General features: G+C 62.1%; 18 protein-coding genes. 8 read left to right on the forward strand and 10 right to left on the reverse strand.

Annotated elements, in window-relative coordinates:
• Window positions 1-394 precede the first annotated feature (394 nt).
• From ABIB06_RS02900 to ABIB06_RS02940, 9 genes are all read right to left on the reverse strand, one after another.
• Window positions 395-1,030 (reverse strand): response regulator transcription factor, encoded by a 636-nt coding sequence (locus tag ABIB06_RS02900; RefSeq protein ID WP_354043950.1) that lies wholly within the window; start codon window positions 1,028-1,030, stop codon window positions 395-397.
• A 154-nt stretch (window positions 1,031-1,184) separates the two neighbouring features.
• Window positions 1,185-1,802: a response regulator gene (locus ABIB06_RS02905; protein ID WP_247340904.1), complete on the reverse strand. Its 618-nt coding sequence runs from the start codon at window positions 1,800-1,802 to the stop codon at window positions 1,185-1,187.
• Window positions 1,803-1,913: 111 nt separating this feature from the next.
• A complete protein-coding gene (locus ABIB06_RS02910; RefSeq protein WP_247340905.1) occupies window positions 1,914-2,645 on the reverse strand; it encodes a sensor histidine kinase in 732 nt (243 codons plus the stop codon).
• Between the two features lie 750 nt (window positions 2,646-3,395).
• A complete protein-coding gene (locus tag ABIB06_RS02915; RefSeq protein WP_247340906.1) occupies window positions 3,396-4,151 on the reverse strand; it encodes an outer membrane beta-barrel protein in 756 nt (251 codons plus the stop codon).
• Between the two features lie 267 nt (window positions 4,152-4,418).
• Window positions 4,419-4,601, reverse strand: coding sequence for a hypothetical protein (locus tag ABIB06_RS02920; protein WP_247444833.1), 183 nt, complete (start codon window positions 4,599-4,601; stop codon window positions 4,419-4,421).
• A 151-nt stretch (window positions 4,602-4,752) separates the two neighbouring features.
• Window positions 4,753-6,000, reverse strand: a complete 1,248-nt coding sequence (gene arcA, locus ABIB06_RS02925; protein ID WP_247340908.1) for an arginine deiminase — start codon at window positions 5,998-6,000, stop codon at window positions 4,753-4,755.
• A gap of 23 nt (window positions 6,001-6,023) precedes the next feature.
• Entirely contained in the window at window positions 6,024-7,457 is a 1,434-nt protein-coding gene (locus ABIB06_RS02930; RefSeq protein ID WP_354043961.1) for a basic amino acid/polyamine antiporter, read from the reverse strand.
• A 93-nt stretch (window positions 7,458-7,550) separates the two neighbouring features.
• Window positions 7,551-10,637: an efflux RND transporter permease subunit gene (locus ABIB06_RS02935; protein WP_354043965.1), complete on the reverse strand. Its 3,087-nt coding sequence runs from the start codon at window positions 10,635-10,637 to the stop codon at window positions 7,551-7,553.
• Window positions 10,634-11,698 (reverse strand): efflux RND transporter periplasmic adaptor subunit, encoded by a 1,065-nt coding sequence (locus tag ABIB06_RS02940; RefSeq protein ID WP_502916514.1) that lies wholly within the window; start codon window positions 11,696-11,698, stop codon window positions 10,634-10,636. Before ABIB06_RS02940 ends, ABIB06_RS02935 begins: the two co-directional genes overlap by 4 nt.
• 429 nt (window positions 11,699-12,127) lie before the next feature.
• Between ABIB06_RS02940 and ABIB06_RS02945 the strand changes: the two genes are divergently transcribed.
• The 7 genes from ABIB06_RS02945 (at window position 12,128) to ABIB06_RS02975 (ending at window position 16,947) form a co-directional block, all read left to right on the forward strand.
• Window positions 12,128-12,649 carry a Na+/H+ antiporter subunit E gene (locus ABIB06_RS02945; protein ID WP_354043972.1) on the forward strand — a complete coding sequence of 174 codons (522 nt, stop codon included), beginning with the start codon at window positions 12,128-12,130 and terminating at the stop codon, window positions 12,647-12,649.
• Window positions 12,642-12,932 carry an MrpF/PhaF family protein gene (locus tag ABIB06_RS02950; RefSeq protein ID WP_247340912.1) on the forward strand — a complete coding sequence of 97 codons (291 nt, stop codon included), beginning with the start codon at window positions 12,642-12,644 and terminating at the stop codon, window positions 12,930-12,932. Before ABIB06_RS02945 ends, ABIB06_RS02950 begins: the two co-directional genes overlap by 8 nt.
• The gene (locus ABIB06_RS02955; protein WP_247340913.1) at window positions 12,929-13,219 is read left to right on the forward strand and encodes a cation:proton antiporter; all 291 of its coding nucleotides are present in this window, start codon (window positions 12,929-12,931) and stop codon (window positions 13,217-13,219) included. The genes ABIB06_RS02950 and ABIB06_RS02955 overlap by 4 nt, the downstream gene beginning before the upstream one ends.
• Window positions 13,216-14,154 carry a hydrogen gas-evolving membrane-bound hydrogenase subunit E gene (mbhE, locus tag ABIB06_RS02960; RefSeq protein ID WP_247340914.1) on the forward strand — a complete coding sequence of 313 codons (939 nt, stop codon included), beginning with the start codon at window positions 13,216-13,218 and terminating at the stop codon, window positions 14,152-14,154. Before ABIB06_RS02955 ends, mbhE begins: the two co-directional genes overlap by 4 nt.
• Window positions 14,155-14,156: 2 nt before the next feature.
• Window positions 14,157-14,498, forward strand: a complete 342-nt coding sequence (locus ABIB06_RS02965; protein WP_247340915.1) for an NADH-quinone oxidoreductase subunit K — start codon at window positions 14,157-14,159, stop codon at window positions 14,496-14,498.
• Between the two features lie 2 nt (window positions 14,499-14,500).
• Window positions 14,501-16,270 (forward strand): complex I subunit 5 family protein, encoded by a 1,770-nt coding sequence (locus ABIB06_RS02970; protein WP_354043982.1) that lies wholly within the window; start codon window positions 14,501-14,503, stop codon window positions 16,268-16,270.
• 173 nt (window positions 16,271-16,443) lie between these two features.
• On the forward strand, window positions 16,444-16,947 hold the full coding sequence (locus ABIB06_RS02975) for a DUF1269 domain-containing protein (RefSeq protein WP_247444838.1): 504 nt from the start codon (window positions 16,444-16,446) through the stop codon (window positions 16,945-16,947).
• 224 nt (window positions 16,948-17,171) lie between these two features.
• Here the strand turns inward: ABIB06_RS02975 and ABIB06_RS02980 are convergent, their stop codons facing one another.
• Complete coding sequence (locus ABIB06_RS02980; protein WP_354043987.1) at window positions 17,172-17,882, reverse strand: Bax inhibitor-1/YccA family protein; 711 nt, start codon at window positions 17,880-17,882, stop codon at window positions 17,172-17,174.
• A gap of 221 nt (window positions 17,883-18,103) precedes the next feature.
• On the opposite strand from ABIB06_RS02980, the gene ABIB06_RS02985 reads away from it, so the two are divergent.
• Window positions 18,104-18,298 (forward strand): DUF6894 family protein, encoded by a 195-nt coding sequence (locus tag ABIB06_RS02985; RefSeq protein WP_354043990.1) that lies wholly within the window; start codon window positions 18,104-18,106, stop codon window positions 18,296-18,298.
• Window positions 18,299-18,363 lie beyond the last annotated feature (65 nt).

Consider the following 18,363-nt stretch of genomic DNA (forward strand, 5'->3'; position numbering starts at 1 on the left):
CATTTCTCCGGAGGACGCAGCGGGCCGTCCGCCCACTTGCGCGCTGCAGGATCACGCAGCGGGTCGTCGTCGCATTTGGCGCAGACGTAGCGCAGCCGTCCCTCCGCTGCTTCGTCCGGCAAACCCTTCATTGGCCTGCCACAGCCAGGGCAAGACTTTCGGACCGCATAGCGCCGTGCCATCATTGTTTTATTTTCCCCGCAAGGGCACTCTAGTCCCGCAATGATGGCGAACTCAACCGGATCGCGGAAACCTGTCCGGCTGGGGGACCTTAAATGCGTCTGCGCCGGCCGCCCGGTCCGGATCCTCGGAATTCGCTGCCAGCATGCGCGTGTGCTTCGACGAGATGACGAAAACTAGCCTCGGAGCGCAGGGTCGGTCGCTGTCGTCGCACTCATGGCGCGACCAGTTTCTTCCGGATCGCATAGCGAACAAGCTCCGCCGTCGATGACATCCCGAGCTTGCGCATCGCCGCGGCACGATGGGTCTCGATGGTTTTCACACTCAATTTCAAGATGGCGCTGATCGATTTGTTCGTATGCCCCTCCGCAATGAGCTGGACCACGCTCTGTTCCCGCGAGGTGAGCAGTACGCCCGACTTGTTCTGCTTGTTGAGCTGGAAGTCCCGCAGAAGCTTTTCCAGCAACACGCCAGTGAAGTACGGCCTGCGATCAAGCAGGGCGTCTATCGCGGATATCAGGTGCTCTCGGGCATCAGACTTGAACAGGAAGCCGCGAACGCCGGCCAGAATGGCCTCCGTCAACAGTTCCTCGCTGTCATGCATCGTCAGGATCAACACCTCGGTTCGCGTGTGCATAGCGCTGAGGCGACGACTCACTTCGAGTCCATTCATGAACGGCATCGAGTAATCGGCGATCAGGATGTCCGCACGCGTTTCGATCGCCAAAGCCAGGGCCTGCTCGCCGTCGCAAGCCTCGCCGCCGACGACCCAATCGGAGCGCATTTGGACGATCGCGCGCAGCCCCGACCGTACAACCTCATGATCATCGGCAATGACGATGCGCTTCACGACGGCGCTCCCGTATGTCGACCCAGAACCTATCGGGCAATCAACGGAGATGACTGGCAGCCAAGTCGGCTGACTGTATCGACCCTCTTCCGGAAAGTTATCCCACAAAACCCTGAGATCGGGTCGCGGATGTCCCGATCGCCGGAATGCTCCATCACTCGTCGACCAGTTTGGCTCTAACCGCGTATCGGACCAGACCGGCTGTCGAGTTCACATCGAGCTTCCGCATCGCGGCGGCCCGGTGAGCTTCTGTGGTCTTCACACTGAGGTTCAAGATGGCACTGATGCCCTTGTTGCTGTATCCGTCGGCAACGAGCTTGACGACCAGTTGCTCGCGGGGCGTCAGCCTCGCCTCATCGAGCGGTGCGCAATCCATATGGTCAACCCCGCTTCCAACGCCGAACGACTTGTGAACCAGGAGTGAATCGACAGCCGCAAGCAGCAGCTTGTTCGCCTCCGACTTCGACAAGAAGGCCCGCGCGCCGGCCTGATAGGCCTGCTGCGCCAGCAAGCTAGAGCTGTGAACGGTAAAGATCAGGACCTCGGTGGGGAGCGAGCACTCCCTGATCCGCCGGGTCACCTCAACTCCGGTCATGCGCGGCATGGAGAAATCCAGAATGGCGACATGCGGCCTGCTCTCGATCGCGGCGGCAACTGCCTTTCTGCCGTCGCTCACCTCCGCCACGACCTCCCAATCGGCACGTTGCCCAAGCACCGCTCGGATACCTGAACGGACAGCCTCATGATCATCGGCGATCAGGATACGTTTCATGCAAAGTGCTCCTGCTTCGATCGCCGCCGCTTCGAGTACCGCAAGCCGATGGCCATATCGGAGCGCGACGGTCGCCCGACGGATCTCGTCCTTGGAGATGCGCGTCGGCTCTCATGACTGCAACAACAAGCGCCGCTTGTGCCGCTTCGCCTCGTTGCGAACCGGGATAACCGCGTACAACGTGGTCCCGGAGCTTTCCGGATCGGATCGAATCTCGAGGCTGCCGCCAAGGCGCGCGAGCCTCTCCCTCATGGCGGGAATGCCGACACCCATCGACGTCGTTCCGCCGCCTCGTTCAGCGCGGTGAGCCGCGAAGCCGCGTCCATTGTCGCTGATGGTCAGTCGAAACTGCCCGCGGGTTGCCTGGACGAGGATTTTGACCTCCGTCGCGCTCGCGTGCCGGAATATGTTCGCGAGTCCTTCCTGAACGATCCGCAGCAATGCCCTTTGGCTGTCGTATGACAGCCCGTCCACTCCAGCGTCGACGACGCTCCGGGCGCGCAAGGCGGTGCGCGCAGCAAAGCCGCGGACATAGCACTCGATCGTCGCCTTCAGTCCTTCCTCCATCACGTCCTGTGGATGCAGCAAATATGTAAGCGAGCGGATATCCCTCAGAGCGCGGTCGATCGATGCATCAACGTCGTCGCAAAGCCTATCGACGCCGTTTGCTCCGCCGACGCAGGCGCGGATTCGCATCAACCCAAGACTTGCCGCGACCAAATATTGACAAGTCGAATCATGAAGTTCCGAGGCAATCCGCTGCTGAATACCCTCCTGTATGGAAGCCAAATCACGACCGGTTGGGTCATCCGGCTGTTCTTCAGAAGACTCAAGAACGCTCATCCGGTGTCGACCGAGGCGCTTCGCGGTTCCATGTGGCTTCAACAGGCTCGCAGGAAGGCTGCACGGCTTCATTGGACGCATCCAGCTTTTAAGTCCGTCCTGGACATCGACTGTCGCCAATCGACGACCTAGATAATGACCCGTTCAACATGTCCCATGAGGGCCGCAATTCGACGCGCACCCCTAAGGGAATGACGTGCACTATCATACCTCCTGGTTTTCCGTACAACCAAGGGGTTAATTCATAATACTTCAAAACCTGCGCATGACTGACATGAGTTTTCGTCCGGTATATGCAGTTTGTGCCAATCGCTGGAACCAACGCGATAAAATGAGACAATGACTGCTAAAATTCTTCGTCGCGCATCCGGACACGACCGAACGTCGCCTTACGGTCCAGACCATCAGGGACGAGCTTTATGGAAATGCAAGTGGCGTCGTTTCTGGCACATCGCCAGATGCCCGAACTATCGCACGACGACGCCCTATCGACCGCTATCTTTGGCTGAGCCAGACTTCTTCTTCGTCCGAGAGAGCGGAGGAGTTTGCGGGGCCGGTACTATCACCAGTGGATGAGCGGGAACTCGCAGGCGATTCTGCCCGATGTCATCCCGGAGTGCGTCGGTATCCATGCGCTGGCTCCGCTCGACGGAGTCACGGGGGTCCGCCAACGCGGCGGTTGCCGCCGTCATTCCGAAAACCGCCCACAGCAGGACGAAGAGTCGTCTCGTTGACATTTCGTATTCTTTCTCAGAAGGCGAAGTCGAGCCGCGGACCGATCCGAAGATCCCTGTAGTGCCGAATCGGAACGTTGGACGTCCGGGCCTCGTACAGCACCGTGGTCGTGAGCGACAGATTGCTCGCGAAATTATACTTCAGACCGATATCCGCCGAATAGAGCTGGTCCTGCCGTCCTGAATTCAATCCATCGGTAAACCAATAGGCTTCGAACAGAGGCGTGCTCACGACCGACCATTTGGGGTCGAGCTGCACTTCGATTCCGAGAACGGCATCGAAGCGCCAGCGGCGCGCTTCCGCAAGATCGGAAAACCGGTAGGTCAGCAGCAACAATGGGGACAGGGTGACGTTGTTGATGCGAAAGTCGCGGGCCACCGATCCCATCACGTCGTTCGAGGTAAACGCGAGGCCGCGGTAGACGCCGTCGAAGTCGTAACGATTTTCGTAGATCGCAGAGAACCGCCAGCCATTCCAGTTCTCGGTCAATCGTCCTCCCAAGCGGGCGATTGCGGCATTCCCGTCCTTCTCCGTTGCGAATGCCTCATACTGCGCGCGGGCGTAGAGGCGATAGGACAGTTCGTTCGTTAGGTATCCGTCCAGTCTGGCGCTGATATCGGGCTCGTAATAACCGTCCGACTTGCGGGCGTCGCGTGTGAACAGAGCGTTGTCGGTAAACATCGACGACACGGAACCGACCACACTCCACGAAGGCAGCGGCAGTGCCGGCGGATCCGCCCTGAACTCTTTCAGGTCCACGTCCGCGGCCATTGCAGCAGTCGCACCCAAGGCTCCAACCAGCTGCAGAAGAACTCCAGATACACGCATCTGAACCTCGAGACTGTCGACCCCGCCTTCCCCAACGACGCGACCATAGGCCCCGCAGTAGTTGTGTCAAGCGACGCCGACAACGCACGACCCTTTCGCGGAATGTTGTTACTGCGTGACCACACAATCTCGGATCACACAAGCTCGGAGACTGCCGAAAGAAACGTGCACATCACTTCCTAAACCGCGCCACCGTAGACCGGCGCAGATTCATTCTGGGAGAGGTCCATCTCCGAGCATCAATGAAGCAAGCCATCCGACTGCCAGACAGATCGCGAGGATGACGATGCCGATGATCAGTGAGCGGCGCCCGGCCTTAAACAGCGCCTGCGTGGGGTCGAGCGTGTGAAACAGCTGCAAGGAAGGCGAGAGCCTCGTGACGATCCTGCCCATTGCGGGCTCGGGGCCGTCGATGCAAGCTCCTGCATGTGCCGAGTCCGCTGAACGGCCGCGAGGCCGGCCGAGCTTCCCGAACTCACGGCCTACGATGCCTTGGGCTTCGCCCAGGCTTCATCCTGGCTTCACCCGCCAGGGTGCCTCTGCGCTAGTAGTCCACGGCGTCACGGATGATCGGGCACGTCATGCAGTGGCCGCCGCCGCGACCACGGCCCAGTTCCGCCCCGACGATGGTGATGACCTCGATACCTTCTTTGCGCAGCAGTGTGTTGGTGTAGGTGTTTCGATCGTACGCGTACACCACGCCTGGCGACGCACAGACGAGGTTGGCGCCGCTGTCCCATTGCGTGCGCTCGCGCTGATAATCGCTTCCTCCCGCCTCGACCACACGAAGCTTTTTAAGACCCAGCGCTTCCTCGACGACACTGACGAATGGCTTGTTCTCGGGGTGCAACTCGACGCCACTCGGTTGGTCGCTCGGGCGATAGGAGTAGGCGCGGGTCTGATTGATGAAGTCGGGCGCGGTCAGTACGCAGTCGCGGTCGGCGAAGGTGAACACAGTGTCGAGATGCATGGCTGCGCGGATCTTGGGCATCGCCGCGACGATCACGCGTTCGGCCGCCTTCTTCGCAAACAGCGTCGCCGCGAGTTGGCTGATCGCCTGACGGGATGTACGTTCGCTCATCCCGATCAGCACGACTCCTTTGCCGATCGGCATCACGTCGCCGCCCTCCAGAGTAGCCAGCCCATGGTCGTGCGTGGGGTCGCCCCACCAGACATTGACCTTGCCGGCGAAATCAGGATGGAACTTGTAGATCGCGGTTGTGAGGATCGTTTCCTCGTGTCTGGCCGGCCAATAAAGCGAGTTGAGCGTCACGCCTCCATAGATCCAGCAGGTGGTGTCGCGCGTGTACAGCGTGTTCGGCAGCGGCGGCAGCAGGTACTCGGTGGCACCCGCCGCCTCCTTGACCATCTTGATCGCCTGGCCGCCATGCTCTTCAGGAAAGTCATGAGTCGACAGGCCACCGATCAAGGTTTCCGCAAGCGCGCGATTGTCGAGGCCGGAAAGGTAGCTCCTCAATTCGTCGATGAAGCCGAGCCCGACCTGATTGGGCACGACCTGATTGTCGAGTATCCACTTTTTACCCTCTGGTACCGCCACCGTTTCGGCCAGAAGGTTGTGCATTTCCACCACATCGACGCCCCGGTCGCGCATCTTGGTGACGAAGTCGAAATGGTCACGCTTGGCGTTCTCCACCCAGAGAACATCATCGAACAGCAACTGATCGCAGTTCGACGGCGTGAGCCGCTGATGCGCCCGACCTGGCGAGCACACCATCACCTTCCGGAGCTGACCGACCTCCGAATGAACGCCGAAGGCTGAGGAATTCGCCATTGGTGGCTCCTTTCGTACTGGGGCTAGATGCTGATATAGCCGGTAGCGAGGCCATGGATACCGACGACACATCCGATCACCGCCACCGCGAACAAGACCCATTCGGCCGGCGTGAAGAGCTGTTTGCCCTGCTCTTTCCGCGTGATGTAGTACAGGATCGTGCCGGGGGCGTAGATGATGAAGCCGAGCAGCAGGAACTTCGTCCCGCCGGCGAACAACAGGAATATCGTGTAGATCGTCGCCAGAACCGCAATGATGGTGTCCTTGCGGAGGTCGCGCGGGTCCTTTTCGTAAGTCTCTCTGCGAAAAACCAGCATCAACGCAAAGGCCGCTGACAGAAAGTACGGAATCAACGAGAGGTGGCTGCAGAGCGACAGCGCGAAGGTGAAGGCGTCGTCTGAGAACAGCGTGGCGACGAGCACCACTTGAATCAGCAGCGTGGTCATCAGCAGCGCCGATGACGGCACTTGATTGGCATTCTCTCGTGCCAGGAACGCCGGCATGTCCAGTTTTTTGGCGGCCACCGAAAGCACCTCGGCAGCCATCATCGTCCACGCCAGATAAGCGCCAAGAACCGAGACGATCACGCCGGCCCCGATAAACACCGCTCCCCAATGGCCGACCGCGGCCTCGAGCACGCCACCGACAGAGGGCTGGCGAAGCTGCGCGATCTCCGTGCGTGGCAGGACGCCGTAGGCCAATATCGACACCGACGCGAACAGCGCCAGCACGCCGAGAAATCCCGTGACGGTAGCGACACCCACGTCCTCGCGCTTCTCCGCGAAGCGCGAATAGTTGCTCGCACCCTCGATGCCCAGGAACACGAAGACGGTCACCAGCATCGTCGCCTTGACCTGCTCGAACAGGTTACCATAGTCGCCCGCCGCGCCGCCCCAGAGGTTGTCCACGAACACGGACGGCTTGAGGAAGAAGATCGACAACACCAAGAACAGCAGCAGCGGAATGATCTTGGCGACTGTGACGATGGCGTTGATTCCGGCTGCTTCCTTCACGCCGCGCAGCACCAGTAAATGGAATGCCCATATCCCGACCGAGGAGATCAGGACTGCGGTCAAGGTATTGCCCTGGCCCAAAGCGGGAAAGAATGCGCCGAGCGTCGACTTGATCAGGATCCAGTAAGACACGTTGCCGACGCAGGCGCTGGCCCAGTAGCCGAACGCCGAAAAGAAGCCGACATACGGCCCGAATCCCGCCCGCGCATAGGCGTAGACACCGGCATCGAGATCCGGCTTGCGGTTGGCCAACGTCTGAAACACGAAGCAGAGCATCAGCATGCCGGCACCGGCAATGGCCCAGGCGATGAGGGCCCCGTAGATGCCCGTCGCCTGCGCGAAGTTGCGCGGTATCGAGAATACGCCGGCACCGACCATGCCGCCGACCACCATGGCTGTCAGGGTCCGCAGCGGCAATCTTTGGACGTCCTTATCGGTGGTCATTGGAAGCGTCCCGATTTATCTGTCGTCACAGATGCACCCATCACGGAGCAGAAAAACATAGGGTTGACTACCTAGCCGATGACGAGGATTCCCCTATCCGGCTTTGCTTTGCCCCTCTGACGGCTTGCGCAGAGCGGCGCCGCCGGCCCGCTCGGTCGCGCCGAACCACGCGACGTAAATCGTCGGCAAGAAGACGAGCGTAAGGACCGTCGCCACCAGCAAGCCGCCCATGATCGCGAATGCCATCGGTCCCCAAAACACCGTCGGCGCGATCGGGATCATCCCGAGGACGGTGGATACGGCCGTCAACATGATCGGCCGGAACCGGGAGCTGCTGGCGTCGACTGCGGCGTCCCAGGGCGTCTTGCCGAGGGCGCGTTCCGCGTCGATCTGACCGATCAGGATGACCGCGTTCTTGCTGATCATGCCGAGGAGCGCGAGGACCCCCAGAATGGCGACGAAGCCAAGCGGCCTCCCGGACAACATCAACGCTGCGACGACCCCGATCAGCCCAAGGGGAGCCACGCTCAAGACCATGAACAGTCGAGGGAAGCTTTGGAGCTGCACCATGAGGACGGTGAACATGACCAACAGCATCACCGGGACGACGGCCAGCACGGATGCCTGCGACTTCTGACTTTCCTCCACTGTCCCGCCCACCGCCACGCTGTACGATGGCGGAAGCGTCTTCTGGAACTTCTCGATCGCCGGCAATAGCGAGGCGACCACGCTTTCCGGCAAGCTGTCACCGGCGATGGCGGCTTGGACCGTCAAGGTCGGAACCCTATCTCGCCTCCAGATGAGCGGAAACTCCTGATCATACTCGAAGGACGCAAATTGACTGAGAGGAACCGTTTGTCCGCCCGGCAGTCCTACTTGCAGATTGCGCAGACTGTCCAACGAGACCCTCTGCTCGTCGGTAGCCCGCGCGACCACGTTGACCAGGTAGATATCGTCACGGACTTGGGTGATGGGCGTGCCCGTGATGACGGCGTTCAGGACGGCCGCGGTTGCCTGCGAACTCAGGCCGAGTTGTCGCGCCTCGTTCTGGTCGACGCGGATGCGCACCTGTCGGTCGGGCTCCATCCAATCGAAATTCACCTGCTTGGTGTCCGCACTGGACGCGACGATTTTCCCGACCTGCAGCGCGATCTCGCGCACCCGCTCGACGTCAGGCCCGCTGACCCGATACTGGATCGGCCAACCGACCGGTGGCCCGAGCTCGAGCGGAGATACGAACGCGATAGCCTTGGGAAATTCTGCGGCGAGCAGCTTTTCAAGCTTGGCATGCAGGCGTTCGCGTGCGGCGACATCCTTCGCGATCACGACGGTCTGCGTGAAGAAGTCGTTCGGGAGCTGGACGTTGAGGGGCAGATAGAAGCGGATCGCCCCCCGTCCGACGTAGGTGCTCCACCGCGCCACATCGGGATCGCTCGCGAGCGCGCCATCGAGGCGCTTCGCCGCAGCTTCGCTCGCGTAGATCGAAGCGTTCTGAGGCAGGCTGACATCGACCAGCAGCTCCGGCCGATCCGACGAGGGAAAGAACTGCCGCGGGATCAACGGCATCGCCAGAACCGAGGCGACGAAGAGCGCCACCGAGATCGCAATGGTCAGCCATTTCGCGCGCATCGCCGATGTTAGGAAACTGCGGTAGATCCGGAAAATCCTGCCCGGGTCGGCTGAGTTGCCTTGTTTGGGCGGGACGAGGATCGCAGCGCCAAGCAGCGGCGTGAAAATGACCGCGACGAACCACGACACCAGCAGCGCGATCGTCACCACCGCGAACAGCGAAAACGTGTATTCGCCGGCCGAGCTTGCCGCAAAGCCGACCGGGATGAATCCCGCGATCGTCACCAGCGTGCCCGCGAGCATCGCCATCGCATGGGTCCGGTAGGCGAAGGTTGCCGCCTCGACTTTGCTGGCGCCCTCCGCCAGTTTGGTGAGGGTCGCGTCGGTCGTCGTCATCGCATCGTCGACCAGCAACGCGAGCGCGATAATCAGCGCGCCGAGCGATATCCGCTGCATGTCGATGCTCAGCAGACCCATGATCGGCAAGACGATCGCCAGCGTGAACGGTATGGCAAGCGCTATGATCAGGCCGGGTCGCACGCCGAGGCTGATGAAACTCACCACCATGATGATAGCGATCGCCTGAAGCAGCGAGACCATGAACTCCCGAATGGCGTGGTTGACCACGACGGGCTGATCCGCGACCACGCTTGGCTCGATCCCGATCGGGAGGTCCGCGGTAATTTGCGCCATCGCCTTCGTGATGTTCGCACCCAGCGCAAGAATATCACCGCCGTCCCGCATGGCGATTGCGAGTCCTATCGCCGGCTTCCCATTGACCCGAAACATCGGGTGGGGCGGGTCCGTGTAACCGCGACGCACCCGCGCGATGTCGCTCAGGCGAAGCATACGTCCGCTCGCGGAAAAATTGATGTCGGCGATGTCCCGTTCCGACTGAAACCCGCCAGATACCCGTATCGAGATGCTGTCGGCGCTCGTCTGTATCGTTCCGGCCGGACGTACGATGTTTTGCGACTGGAGGGCCGCAATAAGGGCGGACCGGTCGACTCCGAGTGCCGCAAGCTCCTTCGTGGAGAACTCGACGAAGATCACCTCGTCCTGTTCGCCCAGGAGCTCGATCTTCGACACGTCGGGCACGAGAAGCAGCCTTGAGCGGATATCTTCGACCCGGTCGCGCAGCTCACGCTGGCTGAAGCCGTCGCTGGTAAAGCCGTAGATAATTCCGAAAGTATCGCCAAATTCGTCGTTGAACCCAGGCCCGATCACTCCGGCGGGTAGCGTATGGCGCATGTCGCCGATCGACTTGCGCACGTGGTACCAGGTGTCTGTGACCTCTCGTGCGCTGGCACTGCCTTTCAGATTCACGAAGACGGTCGAGACGCCTGCCCTGGTAAAACTTCGCAGGAAGTCGAGATGCGGCGTCTCCTGCAGGCGGCGTTCGAGGCGCTCCGTCACCTGCTTCATCGTTTCCTCGACGGACGCGCCCGGCCAAGCGGCCTGAACGACCATGGTCTTGATGATAAAGGCCGGATCTTCGTTGCGACCCAGGCGGAAATAGAACAGCCCACCCGCAACCACCGCGATGATCATCATATAGACAACCAGCGAACGGCTTTTCAGCGCCCAATCGGACAGATTGATTCCGCTCATTGCTCTGATCCGAGAACCCGGACTTTCTGGCCTGGATGAAGCGCCTGCACCCCAGCCGTAACAACGATCTCGCCGGTGTCCAATCCTTGCGAAATCACCGCCTGGGCCTCGTCGAACCGCAGAACGTCCACATTGCGCACCGACACCGTACCGGCGGTTGGATCGACGATCCACACGGCGGGTCGCTGGTTCATCCTCGTCAGGGCTGAGGCCGGAATATCGATCATCGGCCCCGCGCTCGTGCTCACCCGCCCGACGACCGTCGCACCAAGGCGCATCGCCGGCGGTGGGTCGGTCAGGCCGACCCTGACCTCGAAGGTCCTGGTCACGGCATTGGCCTGCGCGCCAACCTCGCGGATGCGCCCCTTGGCCTTGATGGTCGGATCATCCGCCAGGCTGACCTCGACCTCTGGATCGGCCGAAGCCGATCTGACCAGTTGAGAGGGAACGTCGAAGACGGCATCGCGACCGTCTTGCCGCGCGATCCTCGCGATCATCTGTCCGGCCTGCACCACTTCGCCGGCTCCCTGACCGGTGGCGGTGATCACGCCTGGGGCATCGGCTTTCAGTTCGGTGAAGCCGACGAGGTCATGCGCGGCACTCAGCGCGGCTTCGGCGGCGTCGACTTGCGACCGCGCCGTTTGCTGGGCCTGCGTCGCGGCATCGTAGTTGACCCGTGTGGTCCAACCCTGCGCCAGGAGCGTCTCCTGACGGTCGAAATGATTGCGCGCCTGTGTCAGCTGCCCTTGTGCCGCGGCAAGCGACGCCTGCGCCTGGCGCAGCGCGTTCAACTCGTTCTGGGACTCCAATCGCGCCAGCACCTGACCGGCTTTGACCCGATCGCCGATCTTGGTGTCGTTGTTCAACAGCCGACCCGAGATCCGGAATGCCAGATTGACTTCATCTTCGGCTTCGATCCGTCCGGAGAACGTCAGGGGCGTCGTGAGCTTGCGCTTTTCCACGGTCGTCGTGCGCACTATACGAGGCGCTGGCGTGTCATTCGCTGCCGTTTCCCTCCCGCAGGCTGCCAGCACCGGCGATAGCGCCGTCAAAATGACCATAGCTCTGATGCGTTTGAAAGAGGAATGGCTGCCGCGGTTGAACATGAGCTCTTCCGTTCCGGTGTGAAACGCCGCCTGGCAAATCGGCTTTCCGCAGGCCTCGGTCTTCTGACGATCCCCGCCGCCATTTTCGCCGGAAGCGCTGGTCCCGGACATCGGTAAATCTACCCGATGCATCCGGATGTAATCGCGGTTTGCCCGAGTTCGTGGCTTGGGAGATTCCTGAGACCCGATCAGGCAATCACCCGATATCGCCGCCTACGCCCAGGACACATGATGGAATCGTCCGGCGAAGCACCGGCACGCTGGCGCCGGACGAACGACCTATGATGTATCGCTACGCGCGGTCGCGTCCCAACGCGAAGGCTGATCCCTTCAGGTACCCTGAAGCTTGACGATGCGATGTGATGCCGATGGAGGATTTCCAGCATGAGCGGATCCTCAGGACGACGAAACGTGCCGGCGGGCACCATCACCCGAGGGTGGTGGTCGAGCGTTGCTTCGCGTGCGGTCGGGTTCGGCTGCCTCTGGCTCGTGCTCGCTGGCGCTCAGGTCGGAGACGTTCCTGCCGCAGCGGTCGCAATCGCGGTAGCAACCTGGACAAGCTTGTACTTGCTGGAGCCGGGCAGTTCGCGGCGGTCGCTCCCAGCCATTGCCCGTCTGGCGTCGCTTTTCCTGTATCACTCCGTCGTCGCCGGAATAGACGTGGCAGGCCGCGCGCTGAACCCCCGATTGCCTCTGCGTCCCGGGTTCGTAGCCTATCCGACGCGGCTGCCGCGAGGCGTGCGGCAAAACGTTTTCACGACACTGACCAGCCTGCTGCCCGGAACAGTGCCTGCCGGCGAGGAGAATGGACAGATCATCTATCACTGCCTCGATGTCACGCAGCCGGTCCTTGCCGATCTCGCCGCCGAGGAAGCGGCGCTCATTCGGGCCCTCTACAATGACTGAATTCCTGACCGCCGCCGTCGGCTTGATCCTGACGCTGCTGGCCCTCGGCCTGGTCTCGATATTGCGCGGTCCGGGCGATGCCGATCGGATGATGGCTGCGCAGCTGATCGGCACCGCGGGCATTGCCGTGCTGCTGCTCCTCGGCACCGTGACAGGCGTCCGGGCGGCCGTTGACGTGGCGTTGATCCTCGCGCTGCTCGCCACTTTCGCGTCCATCGCGTTCGTTAAAAAAGGGCTGTCCCGCCTGGAAAGCGACGGCGTCGGTTCGGCGGAGGGCAAATGAACCTCGCGCGGGACATCATGACGATAGCGTGCGTGTCGACGGGCGCGTTCTTCTTCCTGGCAGGTACAGTGGGCCTCCTTCGCTTCCCCGACACCTTGACCCGCCTCCACGCGCTGACCAAGGCGGACAACCTCGGCCTCGGATTCGTCGTGCTCGGGTTGCTCCCGCAAGCTGAAGGCCTTCGCGACGGGCTGAAGTTGATCAGCATCTGGATGTTCGCACTGCTGGCGGGCGCCACCGTCTCGCAATTGATCGCGCGCGCGGTGCGCCGAAGCGGGGCCAGATGAGCATCGCAACGGTTTTCGAGATCGCACTCGCCGCCGTGGTACTGGGCCTCGCCATCTGGACCATCGCCGTCCCCGAGACGTATTCGGCGACCGTCGGTTTCGTCGCCTACGGTCTCCTGGTTGCGCTGATCTGGGTCCGTCTCGACGCGGTCGATGTCGCACTGACGGAAGCCGCCATCGGCGGCGGCTTGGGCGGCGTTGTGCTGTTGGGTGCGGCTGCCCGGTTGCGCGATGCCGAGGCGACGGCAGCCGAACGACCAGACCGTTCTACACGTCTGATCGCCGCCATCCTGTCCGCATCGATCGCGGCAGCCCTGGCGTTCGCGATCCTGATCCTGCCCGATTATGCTCCGACGCTGGCACCGGCGGTCGTCGCGAATGCCGGGGCGACCGGAATGGCCAATCCGGTCACCAATGTCCTCATGGCATTTCGAGGGCTGGACACCATGCTCGAGAAGGTCGTGCTCCTGTTGGCCGTCGTGGGCGTATGGTCGCTCGCGTCGGACCGGGCCTGGGGCGGCCGTCCGGGACCGCGTCACGAAGCCGACCCAAATGGCGTTCTCGCCTTCCTCGCCCGCCTGTTGCCGCCGGCGGGGATCGTCGTCGGCATTTACATGCTGTGGACAGGCGCCGATCACCCCGGCGGAGCATTTCAGGGCGGTGCGGTTCTCGCGTCCATGTGGCTGCTGGTCATCATGGCTGGATTGGCGGACACACCACCGGTGAGCAGCCGATGGCTACGGTTTATCCTGGTCGCCGGGCCCTGCCTGTTTCTTGTCGTTGGCCTCGGCGGGCTTTGTTTCGGAGCGGCCTTCCTCGCCTATCCGGTTGCGTTCGCCAAACCGCTAATTCTCGGCATCGAGGTCGCGATGATCCTCACGATCGCAGCGACCCTCGCCCTCCTCCTCGCCGGCGCGCCGGAAAGGAATACATAGCGATGAGCAGCGTATCGGTGTTCGGATTGTGCGCGGCCGCTGCGGTCGGGCTTGGGCTTTACGGCCTGATCACGAACCCGCAATCGCTCCGCAAGATCCTCGCGTTCAACTTGCTCGGTAGCGGCGTGTTCCTTCTGTTCGGGATCGTCGGACGGAGGGGGGCTGCGGCGGGTGTTGGCAACGATCCGGTGCCGCAGGCCCTGGTAATCACCGGGGTCGTGGTCGCGTTTTCCGCGACTGCAATGGCGATCGCCCTTTTGCTGCGGTTATTCCACACCAGCGGCTCCACGACGCTCGGCAGTCGCGCGCCGACGAGCTCGCGTTCCGACGCGCCCGGCGGCTGATGATGGCCACTCCCTCCGCGCTGGCGACGACGACGGCAGATCTCCTGCTGGTGCTGTTGATCGTCGTGCCAGTCGCGGGCGTGCTGCTGGCGTTCGCGCTCGGCGACCGCTATGTCCGGCGGGTCGCCTTCACAGTCATACCGGTCGGCCTAGCAATTTCCGGGGGCGTTCTCTTGGCGTTGCCGCAGAACGACGGTCACATGGTCTATCTGCTCGGTGCCTGGCCACCACCTCTGGGGGTGGCCCTGCGCGCGGACGGATTGTCGGCGGTGATGCTCGCCGCCACGGCCATCGTAGTCTGTGCGGTCGCCATTTTTGCCGCAGCCGATTTTCGTCTTGCAGCAGGATACGGCCGGGCACCGTTCGCATTCTGGATTCTTCTGCTAGCGGTTTGGGCGGCGCTGAACACCATCTTCGTCGGAGGCGACCTCTTCACCCTTTACGTTGCCTTGGAATTACTGACGTTCGCCGCGGTGCCGCTGGTCTCTCTGGAGGGCCAGGCGGAGACGCTTCAGGCAGCGTTGCGCTACCTTCTCTTCGCGTTGGTCGGGTCCGTCCTCTACCTGATGGGCACGGCGCTGCTCTACGGCCTCTACGGCACGCTCGATATCGTGCTGCTGTCTCATCGCGTCTCCACGGAGCCCGGCGCGCTGATTGCGGCAGCGTTGATGACGACCGGCCTCCTCGCCAAGACCGCGCTGTTTCCGCTACACCTCTGGCTGCCGCCCGCTCACGCCGGCGCCCCGGCCGCAGCGAGCGCGATCCTGTCCGGCCTGGTCGTGAAGGGATCGTTCTTCATCCTCCTGCGGGTGTGGTTCAACGTGCTGCCCGGCGTGCCCGGCTTTGCCGCTGCACAATTTCTCGCAGCGTTGGGAGCCGGCGCGATCGTGGTCGGAAGCATCGTCGCCCTGCGGCAGGAGCGCCTCAAGCTGCTCGTCGCATATTCGACAATGGCCCAGATCGGGTACCTTTTCCTGCTGTTTCCACTCGCTCTCGATGCCTCAGGACGGCTCGAAACGGGACAGGCCTTGGCGGGCGGATTGATGCAGGCGATCTCCCACGCCGCCGCGAAAGCGGCAATGTTCCTGGCAGTCGGGTCGATCTACGCAGGACTGGGCCATGATCGCATCACCGGGATCCGCGGCGCCGCACGCGCCCTGCCCTTGAGCGTCATGACCTTCGGGTTAGCCGGCTTCGCACTGATGGGAATTCAACCGAGCGGCGCGTTCCTCGCGAAGGAGTTGTTGCTCCAGGAGGCGGCGAGGACGGGACAGTGGTGGTGGGCTGGCGTGCTTCAGGTCGGCGGGATGTTCACGGCCGCCTATGTCGTTCTGGTACTTGCCCATGCGCTTTCGCCTTCGGATCAGCCGGTCGCCCTCGTCGCGAAGCTGCCACGCGGCAGCGGTTTGGCGGCGCTTGCCTTGGCACTCTGCTCACTACTGCTTGGCCTGCTGCCATGGGAGCCGTATTTGCCGATCACATATACCGTGGAATCGAAACTGTTCGGAGTCGAAGCGCTCGTCAAATTGTTCGTAACCGTGTTCGGAGGTGCCGCGCTTGCGATCCTGCTCAGCCCCTGGCCGCATCCCCTGGCGTTTTCGGCAGCCGGGAAAACGATCATGCAGCTGATCGCCCCCTTGCGGCGAACCTGTATCGGACTCGGCAGCCTCGTCGAAACGGGCGACGGCGTTCTTCGCCAATGGTCGACGGCCAGCATATCCCTCCTCCTGGTCGCGTTGCTGCTCGCCGCGCTGATGTTCGCCGCCAATTGAATCTCTAAGGCCGGCGAAGGAATCGCGTTCCGGCAGGTCCGGAACATCCTCCCTGCCCCCGAGGGTTTTCTCGGATGCCGGGCTGGCCTCTCACCTTCTAGTCTCGATGTCGCACCGTGCAGCCGGGATCAGTCCCTTCTGGACGAGCTACCTCAATGTGAACGGAGGCCTCCATGTCTGATCTTGTCGCGATCGTGTACCCGAGCGAGGCGAAGGCCGAGGACGTCCGCCAGCGGCTGCTCAAGTTGCAAAAAGAGTATCTGATCTCCATCAGCGATGCCGTCATCGCTGTGAAGACAGAAACAGGCAGCGTGAAGCTGAACCAGCTCGTCAACACCACGGCGACGGGCGCGATCTCCGGCAGCTTCTGGGGCCTCCTGATCGGCGTCCTCTTCCTCAATCCGATCATCGGTGTGGCGCTCGGCGCCGCGTCCGGAGCGCTGGGAGGCGCATTGACCGATTTCGGCATCAACGACGCGTTCGTGAAGGAGCTTTCGGCATCGCTCCACCCCGGCAACGCGGCCCTCTTCGTCCTGATCAAGAACATGACCGCCGACAAGGTCCTCAACGAGATCAAGGACGCCGGCGGGGTCGTGCTGAAGACCTCTCTGGACGAGACCAAGGAAAAGATCCTGCGTGACGCGCTCGCCAGCGCGGCGGAGCGACCGGCTTCCTGAAACCGCCGGTCTCTGCTTTCCAGCGTCGACCTGAGGTGAGGCGCGCCAGTCATTTCTCGTGCTTGAGAGGGAGGCCCTGGGTAGTCGCACAGGCGGCGCGCGCGGCTACGTTCGGTGCCGTGGATAAGCTCCTCGTCGTCGACATGGATGCAGTCGTTTCGGTCATTGATCGACGAGCAGGATAGCAAAGCCGGTCCGCGACAACGACCGCTCGAGCTTAGCCTTCAGCGCCGACCGCCCAAGAGGCGCAGGAGCATCATGAACAGATTGATGAAGTTCAGATAGAGCGACAGCGCCCCGATCACGGACTTGCGACCTGCCGTGGTCTCGTCGTCCCTGTTGTCATACATCGCCTTGATCCGCTGGGTGTCGTAGGCAGTGAGCCCCGCGAAGACACCGACGCCGACGATCGAGATCAACCAATCGAGTCCCGTCGACCTCAGGAAGAGGTTGATCAGGCTTGCGACGATGACGCCGATCAGGCCCATGAACAGGAAGCTCCCAAGCCCGGACAGATCTCGCCTTGTGGAGTAACCGAAGATGCTGAGCGCTCCGAACATTGCGGCCGCGATAAAGAAGACGCGCGTGATCGAGGCACTGGTGTAGATGTGCAGCACGATCGAGAGCGAGACACCGACCAGCGCGGCATAGACGAAGAACAACAGCCGCGCCGTTGCCGCCGACAGCGTATTGATGCGCGCTCCGATAAAAAACACCAGCCCGAGCGGAGCTAGAATGAAGACCCACATCAGCGGGCTCTCCAGCAATGCGGGACCGGTAACCTCATAAGTCAGCCACGCAACAACGGCGGTCAGGCCAACGCCCGCGGCCATATAGTTGTAGATGCGCAGCATGTAGGCGCGTAATCCAACGTCGATCGCAGGCGACGTGCCAGCCGTGGTCGAGAAAGTCGCGTTCGGATCATAGTCGGACATCGCTTGGCCTCCTCGCGTCTGGGCAGGAAGTATGCACAATACCGGCCGGCCTGCGATTGGAACATCAGCTGATCACCCGATCGCAGGCAGATACAATACCTATCTCCGGACGCTGGTGACCCGCGAGCCATAGCGTGCGCGCGAGTTCCTTATCCATTTTGCCTAGATTCCTTACACGTTTGTCACTGGTAGCTCGCGGCACAGCGGCTTACTCAATCCGCATGCGCTACTTTTTTCATATCGTCGACAAGTACGGGCTCTGCCTGGACGGGACCGGATATGAGCACGTGGATCAGGAAGCCGCGGTCGTGCACGCCGGACGTATCGCAGCAGAACTCGCAAAAGCAGGCGAATTCTGCCGCGCCAGCTTCGTGCTGATCGTCGCCGCGACGCCTGGACCAGCCAGTCGGCATTAGAGCACAGCTTCCTTCCCCGCCGGCGTCACACCGCTGCCGCGGGGTCGCGGTCGGGCCGATTTCCG

The sequence above is a fragment of the Bradyrhizobium sp. LB8.2 genome (assembly GCF_040548035.1).
Lineage (GTDB): Bacteria > Pseudomonadota > Alphaproteobacteria > Rhizobiales > Xanthobacteraceae > Bradyrhizobium.